The sequence below is a fragment of the Prochlorococcus sp. MIT2302 genome (assembly GCF_059772385.1).
In genome coordinates this window covers 852895-869403 of the sequence record NZ_CM186285.1, presented here as the reverse complement: position 1 = coordinate 869403, position 16509 = coordinate 852895, and the positions used below count along the sequence as shown (strand labels likewise).

At 33.8% G+C, this 16509-nt stretch carries 15 protein-coding genes and 1 tRNA gene; 12 read left to right on the top strand and 4 right to left on the bottom strand.

Annotated elements, in window-relative coordinates:
- Positions 1 to 2: 2 nt before the first annotated feature.
- Positions 3 to 1289 (bottom strand): precorrin-6y C5,15-methyltransferase (decarboxylating) subunit CbiE, encoded by a 1287-nt coding sequence (gene cbiE / locus AC6EI2_RS05175; RefSeq protein WP_498463324.1) that lies wholly within the window; start codon positions 1287 to 1289, stop codon positions 3 to 5.
- Positions 1290 to 1388: 99 nt separating this feature from the next.
- Between cbiE and AC6EI2_RS05170 the strand changes: the two genes are divergently transcribed.
- The 6 genes from AC6EI2_RS05170 to lexA all read left to right on the top strand — a co-directional run bounded on the left by AC6EI2_RS05170 (position 1389) and on the right by lexA (position 6912).
- On the top strand, positions 1389 to 1676 hold the full coding sequence (locus tag AC6EI2_RS05170; protein WP_498463323.1) for a DUF8678 family protein: 288 nt from the start codon (positions 1389 to 1391) through the stop codon (positions 1674 to 1676).
- Positions 1660 to 2151 carry a DUF3122 domain-containing protein gene (locus tag AC6EI2_RS05165; protein ID WP_498463322.1) on the top strand — a complete coding sequence of 164 codons (492 nt, stop codon included), beginning with the start codon at positions 1660 to 1662 and terminating at the stop codon, positions 2149 to 2151. Before AC6EI2_RS05170 ends, AC6EI2_RS05165 begins: the two co-directional genes overlap by 17 nt.
- Before the next feature lie 2 nt (positions 2152 to 2153).
- On the top strand, positions 2154 to 3248 hold the full coding sequence (gene ribD, locus AC6EI2_RS05160; RefSeq protein ID WP_498463321.1) for a bifunctional diaminohydroxyphosphoribosylaminopyrimidine deaminase/5-amino-6-(5-phosphoribosylamino)uracil reductase RibD: 1095 nt from the start codon (positions 2154 to 2156) through the stop codon (positions 3246 to 3248).
- A gap of 105 nt (positions 3249 to 3353) precedes the next feature.
- Positions 3354 to 5228 carry an ATP-dependent zinc metalloprotease FtsH gene (gene ftsH, locus AC6EI2_RS05155; protein WP_498463320.1) on the top strand — a complete coding sequence of 625 codons (1875 nt, stop codon included), beginning with the start codon at positions 3354 to 3356 and terminating at the stop codon, positions 5226 to 5228.
- 53 nt (positions 5229 to 5281) lie between these two features.
- Positions 5282 to 6238 carry an ornithine carbamoyltransferase gene (argF, locus tag AC6EI2_RS05150; RefSeq protein ID WP_498463319.1) on the top strand — a complete coding sequence of 319 codons (957 nt, stop codon included), beginning with the start codon at positions 5282 to 5284 and terminating at the stop codon, positions 6236 to 6238.
- 65 nt (positions 6239 to 6303) lie between these two features.
- Complete coding sequence (gene lexA / locus AC6EI2_RS05145; protein ID WP_498463318.1) at positions 6304 to 6912, top strand: transcriptional repressor LexA; 609 nt, start codon at positions 6304 to 6306, stop codon at positions 6910 to 6912.
- A gap of 1145 nt (positions 6913 to 8057) precedes the next feature.
- Here the strand turns inward: lexA and AC6EI2_RS05140 are convergent.
- Complete coding sequence (locus tag AC6EI2_RS05140) at positions 8058 to 8519, bottom strand: DUF2214 family protein (RefSeq protein ID WP_498463317.1); 462 nt, start codon at positions 8517 to 8519, stop codon at positions 8058 to 8060.
- A 240-nt stretch (positions 8520 to 8759) separates the two neighbouring features.
- Here AC6EI2_RS05140 and AC6EI2_RS05135 point away from each other — a divergent pair, with 240 nt between their 5' ends.
- The 3 genes from AC6EI2_RS05135 to galE all read left to right on the top strand — a co-directional run bounded on the left by AC6EI2_RS05135 (position 8760) and on the right by galE (position 11558).
- Positions 8760 to 9137 carry a hypothetical protein gene (locus AC6EI2_RS05135; RefSeq protein WP_498463316.1) on the top strand — a complete coding sequence of 126 codons (378 nt, stop codon included), beginning with the start codon at positions 8760 to 8762 and terminating at the stop codon, positions 9135 to 9137.
- A 225-nt stretch (positions 9138 to 9362) separates the two neighbouring features.
- Positions 9363 to 10391, top strand: coding sequence for an NAD-dependent epimerase/dehydratase family protein (locus tag AC6EI2_RS05130; protein ID WP_498463315.1), 1029 nt, complete (start codon positions 9363 to 9365; stop codon positions 10389 to 10391).
- 114 nt (positions 10392 to 10505) lie between these two features.
- Complete coding sequence (gene galE, locus AC6EI2_RS05125) at positions 10506 to 11558, top strand: UDP-glucose 4-epimerase GalE (RefSeq protein WP_498463314.1); 1053 nt, start codon at positions 10506 to 10508, stop codon at positions 11556 to 11558.
- 67 nt (positions 11559 to 11625) lie between these two features.
- On the opposite strand, the gene AC6EI2_RS05120 is transcribed toward galE, so the two are convergent.
- The gene (locus AC6EI2_RS05120; RefSeq protein ID WP_498463313.1) at positions 11626 to 12744 is read right to left on the bottom strand and encodes a polysaccharide biosynthesis/export family protein; all 1119 of its coding nucleotides are present in this window, start codon (positions 12742 to 12744) and stop codon (positions 11626 to 11628) included.
- Positions 12745 to 13087: 343 nt separating this feature from the next.
- Here AC6EI2_RS05120 and AC6EI2_RS05115 point away from each other — a divergent pair, with 343 nt between their 5' ends.
- Positions 13088 to 13285 (top strand): hypothetical protein, encoded by a 198-nt coding sequence (locus AC6EI2_RS05115; protein WP_498463312.1) that lies wholly within the window; start codon positions 13088 to 13090, stop codon positions 13283 to 13285.
- 278 nt (positions 13286 to 13563) lie between these two features.
- On the opposite strand, the gene AC6EI2_RS05110 is transcribed toward AC6EI2_RS05115, so the two are convergent.
- Positions 13564 to 15321 (bottom strand): FAD-binding protein, encoded by a 1758-nt coding sequence (locus AC6EI2_RS05110; protein ID WP_498463311.1) that lies wholly within the window; start codon positions 15319 to 15321, stop codon positions 13564 to 13566.
- Between the two features lie 144 nt (positions 15322 to 15465).
- On the opposite strand from AC6EI2_RS05110, the gene AC6EI2_RS05105 reads away from it, so the two are divergent.
- Positions 15466 to 15538 (top strand) — tRNA-Ala (locus AC6EI2_RS05105).
- A 217-nt stretch (positions 15539 to 15755) separates the two neighbouring features.
- The gene (locus AC6EI2_RS05100) at positions 15756 to 16391 is read left to right on the top strand and encodes a hypothetical protein (RefSeq protein ID WP_498463310.1); all 636 of its coding nucleotides are present in this window, start codon (positions 15756 to 15758) and stop codon (positions 16389 to 16391) included.
- The last annotated feature ends 118 nt before the right edge of the window (positions 16392 to 16509 follow it).

Below are 16509 nucleotides of genomic sequence, written 5' to 3'. Positions count from 1 at the left end.
AATTATTGGATTTCACCTTTCAAAATGAAAACAGGGTTTAAAGGAGATAATCTTATATCTTCTCCAATACTTACACCTCTATATGATTGATGTTGACTAATAGATAATTTGTGGACTTTAGGCTTCAAAATCGACTCTAATTTTGATATAGATTTTAAAGATATTAAAGGGATTATTATTATACAATAACTATTTATTAACTTCAATACTTCTTCAACAATTAAATGTGAGCTTGATCCACCACCTCCTATAATAACTCTGTCTGGATGTAGAAGATTAGGCAATATTTTTTTTTCTTTGAACACATTTAATATTTCATCTTCTATGATTAAAGATGGAACTACGCCCGTCCTTTTTGCGTTCTCTTGAATTATATTTTTACTTCCAATCCTTTTATCAATTGATACTAGTTTTAGATTGGGAGATATCCTTAATGCCTCCAAACCAATACTTCCGACCCCACTACCTATGTCCCAAAGTACTCCTTGCTTTGGGAGATTGAGTTCGGCAAGAAGTTGAACTCTAATTTCTCTTTTGGTCATTAACCCAGGACAATCTGGATTTTGAAGAAAAACTGAATCTTCAATTCCAAATAAAGGTAAAGTATTTGAATCTATTTCCGGCTTTTCTTTTTCAAAAAGAATAACAAGATGCAACGGATCTATATCCGTTGGGAAATCCTCAATTGAATTAATTTTTATGATTCTTTCATTTTGGTAGCCAAGCCTTTCAAAAGTCCAAAATTCATATTTCCTCTCTAGCTCTAGCGATTGAAGTAATTGATATACCTCTTTAGCACCGCCTCTATTTGAGTCAGTTAAAACAACAAGTGAAGAAGGAAGTTTTTTAATTGCTTTTTCAAATGGAAGCGGATCTCTTCCATGAAGACTAATCCAACTTGTATTTTGCCAAGGTTTGCCAAGTTTTGAAAAAGCTAGTTGGAAAGATGTCGCTGCAGGCTCAAAATAAAGTTTTGATAAAGGAAAGTTTTGAATTAATAATCTACCAATTCCAAACCAAAGAGGATCACCCCCAGAAAAAACAATTGTTTTTTTCTCTTCCTTTCTTAATACATCTATAAAGTCATTTAGTTTGTCAGTTGCAATGAACTCAAACTTATCTTTTTTTATATTGTTGTCGTTTAACCAAGTTTTGAACGAATCTAAAATTCTTTGTGGTCCAGTTATCCTCTCCGCTTTGAAAATTTGTTTTTTTTTAGCTTCAAAACAACTCTCAGCATTTGAAGTATCAATTCCTATGGCATGTATCTGCTTTGACTCATCAAGCATGGTTTAAATAAATGGACTTAGAAAAATTTCTTTTTTATAGCTTTACTATTTTTTCGATGAAAATCAACTAAAACTTCAATAGTTAGTCTAAAAAGATTTGTGAATCTTAAAAAAAATGAAGCTGAGGAGCAACTAAAGAGAAGATCCCGTCTGCATGAAATTTTGATAGCTCTGATTAAGCAGCAAAAAGATTTAGAATTAATGGACGATGGTGCTCAAGTCTTTGAAAATCCTATTAAGCAATCAGAAAAATATGATCCTTCCAAAATAGTTGAACGTAATCAACGTATCATTAAGAAATATCAGTCATTAGTCCGTTCAGCAATAGCATTAGATGCACTACTTGAATCAGAAGATTACAATATTGGTAATGGAAGGATTTCTTAATTTAGTTCGTTCGATAATTTCTTGTCTTTTAATTTGTTGTATTTTGTTTGCTAACGCAAATAAAAGTTATGCAGATTCAAAAGTTTATTTAAATGATCAGAAAAAAGAGATTAAAAGAAGCTTAGAGAGCCTCAAAGACTTGGATTACCAAAATTGGCAAATTATTGTCTATCCAAATTCAAGTGATTCCAAGAAATTGATTTTAAGAATTGTGGGCTATCCAGGCTCATTAAGGATTGACCATCCAACTAATTTGTTAGTTAATTCAGGTAGGAAAACTTGGTATTTAAAAGACATAACAAAATATAGTAAAAACTTTCAAGTTTTGAATGATTCTGCTGCGGAATTTGACTTAAGCATTTTGATTGCTGAGTTAGATAAAAATAGACCCTTGAGACTCAGATTACCTGGATTGATAAATGATTTACCAGTCCCTCCATACCTAGTAAGTGAATGGAGATCATTGGCTGAATGAAAATGAATAATTTGTCCAAGGATCAAAAAATATGGGTGCCATGGATGAGACGCTCAATTCAACTCGCTTTATTAGCAGAGGGCAGGACAAGCCCAAATCCTCTTGTTGGAGCAATTGTGCTGGATTCGAGTGGAGAACTTGTTGGAGAGGGATTTCATTCAGGAGCGGGGAACCCTCATGCCGAAATAGAAGCACTTGCTCAAGCGGGAAAGAAGTCGGTTGATGGCACAATCGTTGTCACTTTAGAACCTTGTTGTCATCAAGGTTTAACGCCTCCCTGCACAGAAGCAATAACAAAAGCAGGTTTAAAAAAAGTTGTAATTGGGATGGTCGATCCTGATCCAAGAGTTTCAGGGAATGGAATTACAAGATTAAAAGATTCTGGACTTGAAGTTATCGAGGGGGTTTTGAATCATGAATGTGAAGCGATTAATCGAGAATTTAGTTTTCGAGTGCGCCATGGACGTCCTTGGGGAATTCTTAAATGGGCAATGAGTTTGGATGGAAGAATTGGATTGCCAAATGGTTGTAGTAAGTGGATTACGGATTATCCGGCGAGGAATTCGGTTCATCAAATCAGATCTAAGTGTGATGCAGTAATAGTTGGAGGAGGAACAGTTCGTACCGACAATCCTCTTTTGACTTCAAGAGGATTGTCAAATTTTGAACCTTTAAGAGTTGTTTTTTCTAGAACTTTGGATTTGCCACATTCTGCAAAACTTTGGGATACGCAAATAGCGAGAACAATAATTGCTTATGGGCCAAAGGGGGATGAAGCTTTTTTTTCAGATTTACCAGATGGTCCAGAAAAATTGGGACTCAATTCGGATGATCCATCCGAATTGATGTCAGCACTTTCGCATAAAGGTTGTAACAAAATTCTTTGGGAATGTGGCCCAAATCTTGCTACAAGTGCAATTGAGTCTAATTGCGTACAGGAGTTAGTAGTTTTTGTGGCACCAAAACTCATAGGGGGCAAGTCTGCAATGACTCCTCTTAACAGTTTTGGATTTGAATCAATAAATTCCACCTACAAATTGCAACAATCTCATTTAGAACGAAAAGGAGAAGATCTTTGTTGGAGACTACTTATTTAGGGCTTTAATTTTGTATAAATAGATATTCGTTCGGATCTCCCTCCAGTTGAAGATTTCGATTTGGTATGAAAGTTGTTTAACTTGGTACTAATCAAGTTATTGCTAATGCCAATACGACAAGACGAAAATCAACCAAATAGACGTTTTGGAATAATTAATTTAGTTCTTATAGGTTTTGGAGCACTTCTCCTTTTCAGTAGCTTTTTCCCAAGCCCAAACACACAAGTTCCCAGAGTTCCATACTCCCTTTTTATCAACCAAGTTGATGATGGTGAAGTCAAGCGTGCCTACATAACTCAAGATCAAATTAGATATGAACTCTCTACAGCAGAGGAAGGAGCTCCATCAGTTCTTGCTACAACTCCAATCTTTGATATGGATCTCCCACAGAGATTAGAAAGTAAAGGCGTTGAGTTCGCAGCTGCGCCTCCAAAAAAACCAAACATTTTTACCACTATTTTGAGTTGGGTAGTCCCACCACTCATTTTCATTCTTGTCTTGCAATTTTTTGCTCGTAGAAGCATGGGAGGTGGAGGAGCTCAGGGTGCTCTCAGTTTCACCAAAAGTAAGGCTAAGGTCTATGTGCCAGATGATGAATCAAAAGTTACTTTCGAAGACGTAGCTGGTGTAGATGAAGCTAAAGATGAGCTTACTGAAATAGTCGATTTTCTCAAAAAGCCCCAGAGGTATACAGACATTGGTGCAAGAATTCCTAAAGGTGTTTTGTTAGTAGGACCTCCCGGAACAGGCAAAACCCTTCTTTCCAAGGCTGTGGCAGGTGAAGCAGAAGTACCGTTTTTCATTATTTCTGGTTCGGAATTTGTCGAGCTTTTTGTTGGGGCTGGTGCAGCAAGAGTTAGAGATTTATTTGAACAAGCTAAGAAAAAAGCACCTTGCATAATATTCATAGATGAACTTGATGCTATTGGTAAAAGTAGGTCGGGTTCAATGGGTGTTGTTGGAGGAAATGATGAAAGAGAACAAACCCTTAATCAACTCTTAACTGAAATGGACGGTTTCGCTTCAACTGATAAGCCCGTCATTGTTTTAGCTGCCACTAACCAACCTGAAGTCCTAGATGCAGCCCTGCTTCGTCCAGGCAGGTTTGATAGACAAGTACTTGTAGATAGACCAGATTTATCTGGTAGGAAAACAATTTTAGAAATCTATACCAAGAAGGTTAAGCTTTCTAAGGAGATCGACTTAGATAGAATTGCTCAAGCAACTAGTGGTTTTGCTGGTGCTGATTTAGCCAACATGGTTAATGAAGCTGCTTTATTGGCTGCTAGAGGCAAAAGAACATCAGTTGAACAACAAGATCTGAATGAAGCAATCGAGAGAGTTGTTGCTGGATTAGAGAAAAAAAGCCGTGTTTTGCAAGATGATGAGAAAAAGATTGTCGCTTACCATGAAGTTGGTCATGCAATAGTTGGTCATTTGATGCCTGGTGGTAGCAAAGTTGCAAAAATCTCTATTGTTCCTAGGGGTATGAGTGCTCTAGGTTATACCCTTCAATTACCTACTGAGGAAAGATTTTTAAATTCGAAAGAGGAGTTGCAAGGTCAAATAGCAACACTTCTTGGAGGAAGATCTGCAGAGGAAATAATTTTTGGAAAAATCACTACAGGTGCTTCAAATGATTTGCAAAGAGCTACTGATTTGGCAGAGCAAATGGTAGGAACTTATGGTATGAGTGATATCTTGGGACCTCTGGCATATGACAAGCAAGGAGGAGGACAATTCCTTGGTGGTAATAACAATCCCAGAAGAGAGTTAAGTGACGCTACAGCTCAAGCAATAGATAAAGAAGTTAGAAGTTTGGTCGATGATGCGCATGAAAATGCATTAAATATTCTTAAGAATAATCTTTCCCTTTTAGAAGATATTTCTCAACAGATCCTTGAGAAAGAAGTAATAGAGGGGGATGAGCTTAAAGAAATGCTTTCAAACAGTGTCATGCCCGAAAAGGTTTTAAATTAAAAACTTGACTTTTATATCCTTTATCTCCGATAAAGGATATTTGAGGCTTTTTTGTGGCTTCAGCATTTAAAGGCTTAGCTTCTACTTTAGGTTCCTTTAGTAAAAACCATTTTCTCTCCTCAGCTGATTTAAATACTGATCAAATCTTATCTTTATTTGAATTAGCTAAACAGCTCAAAAGAGGAAATAGAAGAATAGACCTAGGAAATAGAGTACTTGGTTTGATATTCAAAAAAGCCTCCACTCGAACAAGAGTTAGTTTCCAAGTTGCTATGGCGAGACTTGGGGGTCAGACTGTTGATTTGAATCCCCAAGTGACACAACTTGGTAGGGGTGAACTCATCAAAGACACCGCTAGGGTTTTGAGCCGCTACTGTGATGTCCTCGCAATTAGAACTTTTTCTCAGCAAGAGTTGGAAGAATATACTAAGTGGTCAACTATTCCTGTAATTAATGCCTTGACTGACCTTGAGCATCCTTGTCAGGCATTAGCTGACTATTTAACTATTCAAGAGAAATTTGGGAAGCTTAAGGGAATAAATCTTTCTTACATTGGAGATGGAAACAACGTAGCCAATTCATTGATGATATGCGGGGCATTGCTGGGAGTCAATGTAAGAATTTGTTCCCCAGATGGATTTGAGGCTGACCCTGAAATGGTAAAGAAAGCCAAATCTCTCTCTAATTTTGGTGCAAAGATATCTATTAGTAATGATCCTTCAATTGCAGTAGAGGAAGCCCAAGTTATTTACACTGATGTTTGGGCATCCATGGGGCAAGAGGAAGAAAAATTAAAAAGGAAAGAAATTTTTGAAAATTATAAAGTCAACCAAAAATTAATAGGTCTTGCCGATGAGGAGGTAATTATTTTGCATTGTTTGCCGGCGCATAGAGGAGAAGAAATTACAGAAGAGGCTATTGAGAGCAAAAATAGTAATGTCTTTGAACAAGCAGAGAATCGCCTTCATGTTCAGCAAGCTTTGCTTGCTGCTCAACTTGGAGGCCTTTAGGGTTGCGATTATGGTACAAATTAGGTACATATGTATTGGAGGACATATGTACTTGATTTATCCAAATGCCAGGTGAAGCTCTAACTACTGCTCAGCAAGAATTATATGACTGGCTTGTCAATTTTATTGATGATCAGCACCATAGTCCTTCCATAAGGCAGATGATGCAAGCTATGGGGCTAAGATCTCCAGCACCAATACAAAGCAGATTAAGACATTTACAAGAAAAAGGTTGGATAAAATGGCAAGAAGGTCAGGCAAGAACCCTTCAATTGATAGAAGAAAGTATCTCTGGGGTGCCTGTTATGGGTTCAATAGCTGCAGGAGGGCTGGTTGAGACTTTTGATGATGTACAGGAAACTCTGGACTTGAATTCAGTCCTTCAATTAAAAGGACTTTTTGCTTTGACGGTAAATGGAGATTCAATGATTGATTCATTTATTGCCGACGGAGATATTGTCTTAATTGAACCGGTTAATGATCCTTCTGGTTTGAGAAACGGAACTGTTGTAAGTGCACTTGTCCCAGGATTAGGGACTACTTTGAAACATTTTTTTCGTGATGGGAGCTCAGTTCGCCTAGAAGCTGCTAATTCAGCTTATGAGCCTATAGAAATTGATGCTGAACGAGTACTCATTCAAGGAAAGTTGGCCGCAGTTTGGCGAAAAACTTAAGTCTATTTTCATAACGAACTAATAATTAATTATTTTTTAGACTTCCAATGCTTGAATATGGATTTTCTATTCTTATCTTCAACATAGACTAAATTATCAGCTGCATTTTATAGATTTTCTGTGGGAAAGTAAGTCTTTCTTCTAAGAATCCCTGATCCTTTTGACTCTATATCAATTCCTCCTTCTATATGAACTAATTGAAAGGTCCAGTCTTTATTTAAATAAAGCGATAAAGGATTATGCATAAGAAAACCATTACTCAGATTAAACTTCTACAGGACTAAAGTAAGCTGAAAAAGGTAAATAATTAATAATCAATAAAATATTTATTAATTCTAAAAATAATATTTTAATATGAAAATTTTTAATTTGAGTTTTTAATTAAGCTTGTTTAGAAAGTTATGTGCATTAAATTTTTTTTTGAAACTTTATTTGTAATGAGATTATCTAAGTTTTCTAATTTAAAACTATTTATCGTCTAGAAAAGAGATTAGATTTATCAAGTGATGTGGACGACAAAAGAAGAATTGAGCTAGAAATACTAGAATGACTATATGCACGCATTTCTTTTCTTTTGAGTTAAGGTTGTTTATTGCTCGGTGAAAAGGTTTGAATTGATTAATTTTTTAAATTAAAAGCTGATAGCGATATGAATAATTGTGGAGTCTTTTAATAGAGTTTTCCACTTTTCCACAAATTCACAAACTTTAAATTTTCTCAATCGCGGTGATGGCAATTCTATAAGTGGATAAATTACAAACAAAGTAGCTTTCGTCGAAAACCCCACTGCTGCAATTGGTCTCACGTTATTAGTATCTCTTGATACATGACTTTGTTCTTGTTAAAAATCCCAGACAAAACATTCTGCAATATTTGTAAAACAAGAAAATGTGGAAAAGTTCATATTGTACTTTTCTTCCTCAAACTTGTTCCATTGTCTTAATTAATTTGGTTTAGCTTGTTTTTTTTATTTTTGAACTCCTTGTTTCTGATGAAAAATTTATATATTCTTTCGATTTCTTGTAAAGCATATTTTCTTAAATATTATCAATTTCGTTACTAGTAGCTTTTCTGGGGGCTGTCTATTTTTCGGATATTAAAGAAAAAATATAAATTAAGTCAATCTAAAATATTTTTAGATTGACTTAATTTGTTCCTATCCCTCTTGCCATTAATGATGCAAAAAAAGGTATCAATGAAAAGCCAAATAACTCGATATTTAATATTAATCTTAATCTTGCAACCAAATTAACAGTAACATCTGGTAGTTTCCCTTTGCTTAATGGGATTGCCCATAAAATATAAGTAATTGTTGGATATAAAGATAAAGAACCGACTAAAGTAAAAACAATTATTTTTGTCCAAAATATAGGGTTATGGGTATAAAAGTCTGAACCTTGACCAAATTTTATTACTCTATATATACCACTTATTAAAAGAGCTACACCAGCAATTCCATAAACTATATCTGCAGCAACCATAGAGATGGCTTCTTCTCTATTTGGGGCTGTTTTTAAACTAATTCTTTCAAAAACCAGAGCCCCGAAACAAAGCATAAAACTTAAGTAATGGATATATGCCACTACTGCGCTGTTGAGGGTATCCATAACGGTTAGCTTCCTTATGCAATGTACATTATATACAATAGCTAAAGACAAAAGGCACTATCGTTGTCAGATTTTTTGCACCTGGAGAGGTCTAATATTGATTAGAAGAAAATTAGATAGAATTTTTATCTAAATATTAATTTTTTTTATATATTAAGAATCCATGATTTTTATAATCATGGATATGGAGCTTGATCAAAATAGTTTTAAAATCATTTGATAAATCTGGTGATTGTGTAAATGATAAGATTCCGAAATCGATTTTTTTTAGCCTTTTCTCTTATTGTATTTGTTTTCTCTGTTGTCTTTTCGTCATTTGTTTCAGAGGTTAAGGCGTCAGCTATTAATCAAAATGATGAATTGATTGAGAGAATTGCTAGAGACTTTTCAAAAAAATTTTGTAATGGAGTTGGTTTTGGTTTATCTCAGGAAAGTGCAGTAAATTTTGCCATGAAGGAGAGTATGGCTATTTTTAATAAGAAGAAAGGATTTGAAAATATTGATAATAAGTCCATAGTTGACAAAGTTTCTATTGCGGTCGTTGATAAATGTGATTATCCATTAAATCTTTCAGAAGATCAGTGGGAAAATACTTTTATGAAAATTCACCTCAATTGATATTATTAATATCAATTGAGGTGAAAACAATTAATTATTATTTGACTTTAATTTGTTCAATAATTATATAAGAATTATTCAATAATTTTTTTATACATTTTTTTTTATTTACCTAAGATTAATATTTGATTTTTCCTCTGAATCTTCTTAAATATGTAAATTCAGAGTTAAGATCTTTGAAATAATCAGTTCATGGAATATTATTAATATCAAAGAATTTCAAACATGAAAAAAAGTATATTAGTTACCGGAGCTGCTGGTTTTATTGGTGCTGCATTGGCAATTCGTTTACTAGAAAATGGAGAAAATGTAATAGGTATTGATGATTTGAATTCGTACTACAACATTAATTTAAAAGATTCACGTCTAAAAGAAATTACAGCGGTCTCTGAAAAGTCTTCTGGTAAATGGAAATTTTATAAGTCATCGCTGGAAAATGAATCTTCTCTTAATGATATTTTCAACACTCATTCTCCTCAGATTGTAGTTAATCTTGCCGCACAAGCAGGAGTTAGATATTCCCTGGAAAATCCATCTGCTTATATTCAGAGCAATTTAGTTGGGTTCTCTAATTTGCTTGAACAATGTCGCTATCATTCTGTTGATAATTTCATTTTTGCTTCAAGTAGTTCAGTATATGGAGGTAACAAGAACTTACCTTTTTGTGAATCTCAATCTGTAAATCATCCGGTAAGTTTGTATGCCTCTACTAAAAAAGCTAATGAATTGATTGCGCATTCTTATAGTCATCTTTATGGAATACCTTGCACTGGACTAAGATTCTTTACTGTTTATGGTCCATGGGGGCGTCCTGATATGGCACCAATGATTTTCGCGAAATCTATTCTAAATAGACAACCAATTAATGTTTTCAATTATGGAAGAATGAAGCGGGATTTCACTTATATCGATGATATCGTTGAAGGAGTTTATAGATGTTGTTATAAACCTGCCTGTATTGACAATACATTTAATTATCTAAATCCAAATCAATCTACTTCCTTTGCTCCTTTTAGAATATTTAATATAGGTAATAGTGATCCAATTGAATTACTTAAATTTATTGAGGTATTAGAAAATGAGCTTGGTGTGAAATCTATAAAGAATTTCTTACCAATGCAGCCGGGTGATGTTGAATCCACTTCTGCGAAAACGAATTTATTAGAGAATTGGGTGAATTTCAAACCCTCAACTTCAATAGAAATTGGTGTTCATAAATTTGCAAAATGGTATCTTAATTATTATAAAAATTGAGATACATTGATATAGATATTTTATAATTAAATTTAAATATACTTTAAAAAATAAAATTTAACATCAGACTACTATAATACAGTAACAATTGATTTATAAAGCTTAGTCTCGTATATGAGGATTTTAGTTACTGGTGGAGCAGGTTTTATAGGAAGCCATACATGTCTTGCTCTGCAAGAAAAAGGTTATGATATAACAGTAATTGATTCCTACATTAATAGTCATAAGAAGTCTCTTCAAAGAGTTCTTGATATTTTAAAAAAAAATAATAGAGTAAAAAATATTGGTATTGATATAGAAATAGCTGATATCAGAGATGAATATTCATTAGATAAATTATTTCTTAGATATCAAGATTTGGGTAACCCTATTCAAGCTGTGATGCACTTAGCAGGACAAAAATCAGTAAAAGATTCTGCGCTTCTTCCTTTAATTTATTGGGATGTAAATGTACATGGTTCGATTAATCTATTGAGAGTAATGGATAAATATAATTGTCGAACAATTGTATTCAGTAGTAGTGCAACTATTTATGGACTCTCAAATGGTTTACCCCTTAAAGAGAATGCAGATATTCAACCAATTAATCCCTATGGAAGAACAAAAGTAGCTATAGAGCAAATTCTAAATGATATATATAATAGCCATACCGATAAATGGAAAATTGCTAATCTTCGATATTTTAATCCTATCGGGGCCCATCCTTCTGGGATGATAGGGGAAGCCCCTATGGGTATCCCTACTAATATTTTCCCTTATATTACTAAAGTAGCTGCTGGCATTTTTGATGAGTTGACTGTTTTTGGTAAAGATTGGCCTACCTTAGATGGAACTTGTATAAGAGATTATATTCATGTTATGGATTTAGCAGAAGGTCATATTGCTGCTTTAGAGTATTTAAATAATTTTGAAGATAAAATAATTAATCTAAATCTGGGTACAGGTTTAGGAACGAGTGTATTAGAACTTATAGATACATTTGAGAAAGTAAACAATATAAAAATATCTAAGAAATTTTCTAGTAGAAGAATTGGTGATTCATGCACAGTAATTGCAGATAATTGTCTGGCTGTTTCATGCTTAAATTGGTCACCAAAAAGAAATTTAGAGGAAATGTGCTTGGATGGTTGGAAATGGCAATCTTTAAATCCGGAAGGTTATAAATAAATGATTCGCAAACGACCAAAAATTAAATATGATCAAATTAAATAAGAACCAATTATATAGAATTGAATCAATTGCCAGTAATGTTTTCGTATAATTCTTTGGTTGAATAAATACCTATAATAGGTCTGGTAATTGCGTTAATTGTTTCCGAAGTCCTTCCTAAAATACTATTTTTAATAGTTATTAAATCTCCTGATAATAAATAGGGATTTTGACTAGTGCCTGGGGAGGCATTTGAGGAGTATTTGATATTCTTCCTTAATAATGTACCATCTTGATTGTATCGTATTAAAAATACTTTGCCTGCAAGAGGTTTCCTTGGACCTGTTAAATTCATTAGATCTGAAAGACTCCCTTCAATGGGGATTTTTACATTCCCAGGGTTTTCTATTTGACCATTAATTTCTACATTTATAAATCTGGGAGATAGTCCAGAGAGTATTGAATTTGGAACGATTGTTTTATCTTTTATTTTAAGTTTAGGTATCAAAATAGAGTCTCCATCAAATAGTCGAATATCATTTCTGGTGTCTGCATATTTTGTATAAGATCGGAAATCAATTATGGCTCTTTTTTTGCCTCCTCCTCTCCCAATAGGTATATCTCTGATTATTTCTATCTTAGAGATATCACTAGAAGATGTTAATCCACCTGCACCTTGAATTGCATTTGAAAGGGTAGTTAAATAATCATTATCTCTTTTAATAGTATTATTGAAAATGTTTGATTTAGTAGAGCTTTCAGTTGGAAATATCTCGGAATCTAAGTTTGATTTTTCTGTATTTGAAGGAGCAAGTATTGTTTTTATATTTGTTGAAATAAAAGACGGAAATATTATTAATCCAGGTGATCTTACTTCTCCTTTTATAGCAACTCTAATAGGTTTATATTGACTAATAATAATATTTATTTCTGGATTTATAAGGAACTCCTTATATCGCTCTTCAAGTAAGTGAGTAAGTTCTTTAATGGTTAAGCCTCTTACATAAGTATATTTTATTCTTTTTAAAAATATTTCTCCTTGTTCGTCAATGCGATATGACCCGGAAAGATTAGGCGCATTAATAAATTTTATATCTAAAGTGTCTCCAGTATCTAAAATATAATCTCTAAGTTGGTTTTTTGATTCTAGATATGATGTATCAATATCAGTTGTTTTTTCTGTGAAAACTTGTTGGGCTTGCACATTTATAAAACTTGACAGACAAAGGAAACCCACAATCTTTATCGAAAGCGATTGGAATTGGTTTATTTCTTTTATGTTCAAAACTGAAAAAAGATTCCTTAAGCATTTTACTTAACTTTGTGGATTTGCGAAATAATTGATCGCAACTTAATTTACGGGAAATCATTTTAATGAGTTAGTACCAAAGTAATAAAGCATAAAATTTAAAAGCGATTAGACATCCTGTCTGAAGGGGATGCGAGTTCATTCGATACATCACCTATATTGAAAAACCCTCTGATGTGAAAAAGGGCAGCAGGGCTAAGCGTCAGCCTCTGATTTGATTAAAACTAATAAAAAAGAGATGGAATTAAGAGCATGTTTTGCTGTTGGTTTGCTTATGCAAGCTCACAGTTGCAACGTAGTAACGACCCGATTGACCAAAAAGTATGAATTAAGTATAAGAAAAGCTCGTAGGAGCAAAGCCAAGGCAATGGATTTGATCGTTCAAGACTTTAAGAGATCTATATTGAGCGGCCGCAAATGGTGGCAAAAATGTTAGTAAATCTTTAACAAGGTCTGTAAAAAGGACTCATTAATAACCAATTAAGAGGTTTCGCTGCCTGTGTAAGATAAATAATTTCATTGGCTGGATTAGCTGCTAACTCTCAATACAACTCAAGAGGGAATATGGATTTTTAATTTTAAATGGTTCGATAGGTACTTTTTCAATAATTCGTGGATAAAGGAAATACATGAGTACCTATCTACTCTTAGGTTTTATTGTTACCGAAATTTCCTCAAATTAGGAACTAAAAAGGAGATAACTTTTTAGACAGGTTATTCAAGTAATTTGTTTTTGAAATTCACCTCTCTAACTGCACCATTTATAAGGTTTTGCAGAGGTTTAGTTAACTTTTTTAATGGTGATTTAGAAACTTTGAGTTCTTGAGAAGTTAGATCCATTTGTATTAGACAATTAAACTCACAAGAAGTCTCGGTCTCCTGGAAATCGCTTCTTTGATGAGCACCTCGGCTTTCTTTCCTTTCAAGTGCTGAAAGGATTGTTGCACTAGCACTTATCAATGAAGATTGCAAATCGAAAATCAGAGCCAGGTCTTCGCAACTATGTTCGTTTATTCTTATATCTATATCTTTTAATTTTGTTTGAATAATTCTAATTTTCTCAAGACCGTTATTAAGTAAATCCTTGCTTTTTATAACTCCACAATTTTCCCACATTATTTGGCGCAACTCATACTGTAAAGGTCTTACCAATTCGTTCCCATCTTTTATAAATTTGTTTATATTTTCGTGTGCTAAATCTATCACTTTGGTTGACCGTTCTTGTTGATTTAATTTTCTTGAATAATCTACACTGGCTAAGCCTGCGCGTTTCCCAAAGATAAGTATTTCAGCCAGTGAGTTTCCGCCTAAGCGATTTGCGCCATGAAGACCTCCTGCAACTTCTCCTGCTGCAAATAACCCTTCCACTGAAGTGGATAAATTATTTGGGTTAACTAAAATACCTCCCATAGAATAGTGAGCAGTTGGAGCTACTTCCATTGGTGATTTTGAAATATCAAGCATTTGTGCTTCAAGAAATTGTCTATATATACTTGGTAATTTTTCTAGGATAAATTCTTTACTTTTGTGACTAATATCCAAGAAGACACCTCCTTTCTTTGTACCTCTTCCTTCTATAATTTCTTTATAGTTAGCTATGGCAACTTTGTCTCTAGTAGAAAGTTCCATTCTCTCTTTATCATAATTAATCATAAATCTTTCTCCCTTATTGTTAAATAGTTTTCCTCCCTCGCCTCTTACAGCTTCTGTAACTAAAGTGCCTTCAATCTCTTCCGGAAATAGCATGCCAGAAGGATGAAATTGTACCATTTCCATATCTACTAACTTACAACCTGCATTGAGTGCTAAATAATATCCATCTCCTGTATTTTCTTTTTTTCTAGAAGAACTTTTCTTCCATATTCTTGTATGTCCTCCAGTACAAAGAATAACTGCATCAGCTAAATGAATTGTTCTTTCAGCTGAAAATGTATTAAATGACATTGCTCCAAAACAAATATCTTTTTTTATCAAAAGTTCAGTAACATACTCCGAGTCATAAATAGGGATCTTTAAATCATCAGCCTTTTTAAGAAGTGTTTTTAGTATTGAGAACCCTGTGAAATCTCCTGAGAAGCATGTTCTGCGAAATTTATGAGCACCAAAATATCTTTGGTCAAAGTTGCCATTTTCTAGTTTCGCGAAGTTAGCACCCCATGTATCTATTTCTCTAACTAGAGAAGGTGCTTCTTTTGCCATTATCTCAATCTTTGAAGGATCTCCAATTCCATATCCTTCCAAATACGTATCAACAAAATGTTGTTCCCATGAGTCTTCAATATCTAAGTTTCCAAAAGCTGCATTAATTCCACCGGCCGCCAAGACAGTGTGGGAATCGGTTCTAGGCCTTTTCCCAAGGATATACACATCAAGACCAGCTTTTTTAACCTCTATGGCTGACCTTAAACCTGCACCACCACAACCTATTACTAGAACATTTGATATTTGAGTTGAATTTTTATTAAAAGTCACTAGAGTTTTTTTTGGTACTTATTATATTAATTTTTTATTAACTTAATTAGTAAACTATAAGCTATTATTAGATGCTATCAAGTAAGCCATCTGATTTTTCTAAATCTTCCCAACTGCTTGATATTGCTGCCGTTTCACACGCTTGGGGCCATAGCTCAGCTGGTAGAGCACCTGCATGGCATGCAGGGGGTCAGCGGTTCGAGTCCGCTTGGCTCCATTCTTTAAAAGCATTTGGATAAAAGGGTTTAGAGGCTCAATCTCAAAGGTCTTAAATCTCGTCTTAAATAAAATTAGTGCAAAAGTTAGTGCATTTTACTCATAAAGACTTAAAGAGCTAAAGCTTCATTTTGGACGAATTGTTCAAAGCCCAAGGTTCACTAACTAGACAATCTATCGTAGCTAGCTAACGTATTAGAGTAGATGGTTAGAAGTTTATGAATGATGACCAATTAGATAAACTAAATCATTCAGGTTTAGCAAGAAAGTACGGATTAGATAAAAGAAAAGAAATAGAATTATCAGTAAAAATAGATGAGACAAATAAGGAGTTAGAAAAAGCAGGGAAATCTATACTTCAAGTAGCCAAATTATTGTCTCAAGCAAAGAATTTAGTTAGGAATAAGAACTGGGTTGAATTGACTGATTCAGGTGCTTTAGTCGTTCCTGGCAGAGTCGCAAGAGATTTAGCTTCGGCTTATGAAAACTGGTTAGCAAATAGTTCTATACCAGAAGCTGCTTTAACTCAAGTTTCAGCAAGAACCTTGGCAAGGATTGGAAAAGTAGAACCCTCTGTAAGAGTTAAAATAGAAAAGCATTTAAATCTAGAAAAGAAATATACAGAAAGTGATTTATCTTTTTTTCTTAGAAAGCCTAGATCAACAAAACAAACTATTGATGAATTAATTGAGAAAGCAAAATTATCTGCCGATAATATGAATGATGAAGAAAAGATTGAAAAGTTTAAAAACCTTTTTATTGAAAATATTAAGCTCAAGAAAAAAATTAGAGTATTAGAAGGACAATTATTCAAATACAAATTTCAATTAAATAAGATCTCAGTTCAAGTTTAAATATATCAGGAATCCCATCAAGGTATCAATCCTCCTATCTCGACCTATCCTTGCTGAATACCTTTATGGCATGCAGGGGGTCAGCGGTTCGAGTCCGCTTGGCTCCATCCTTTTAAAT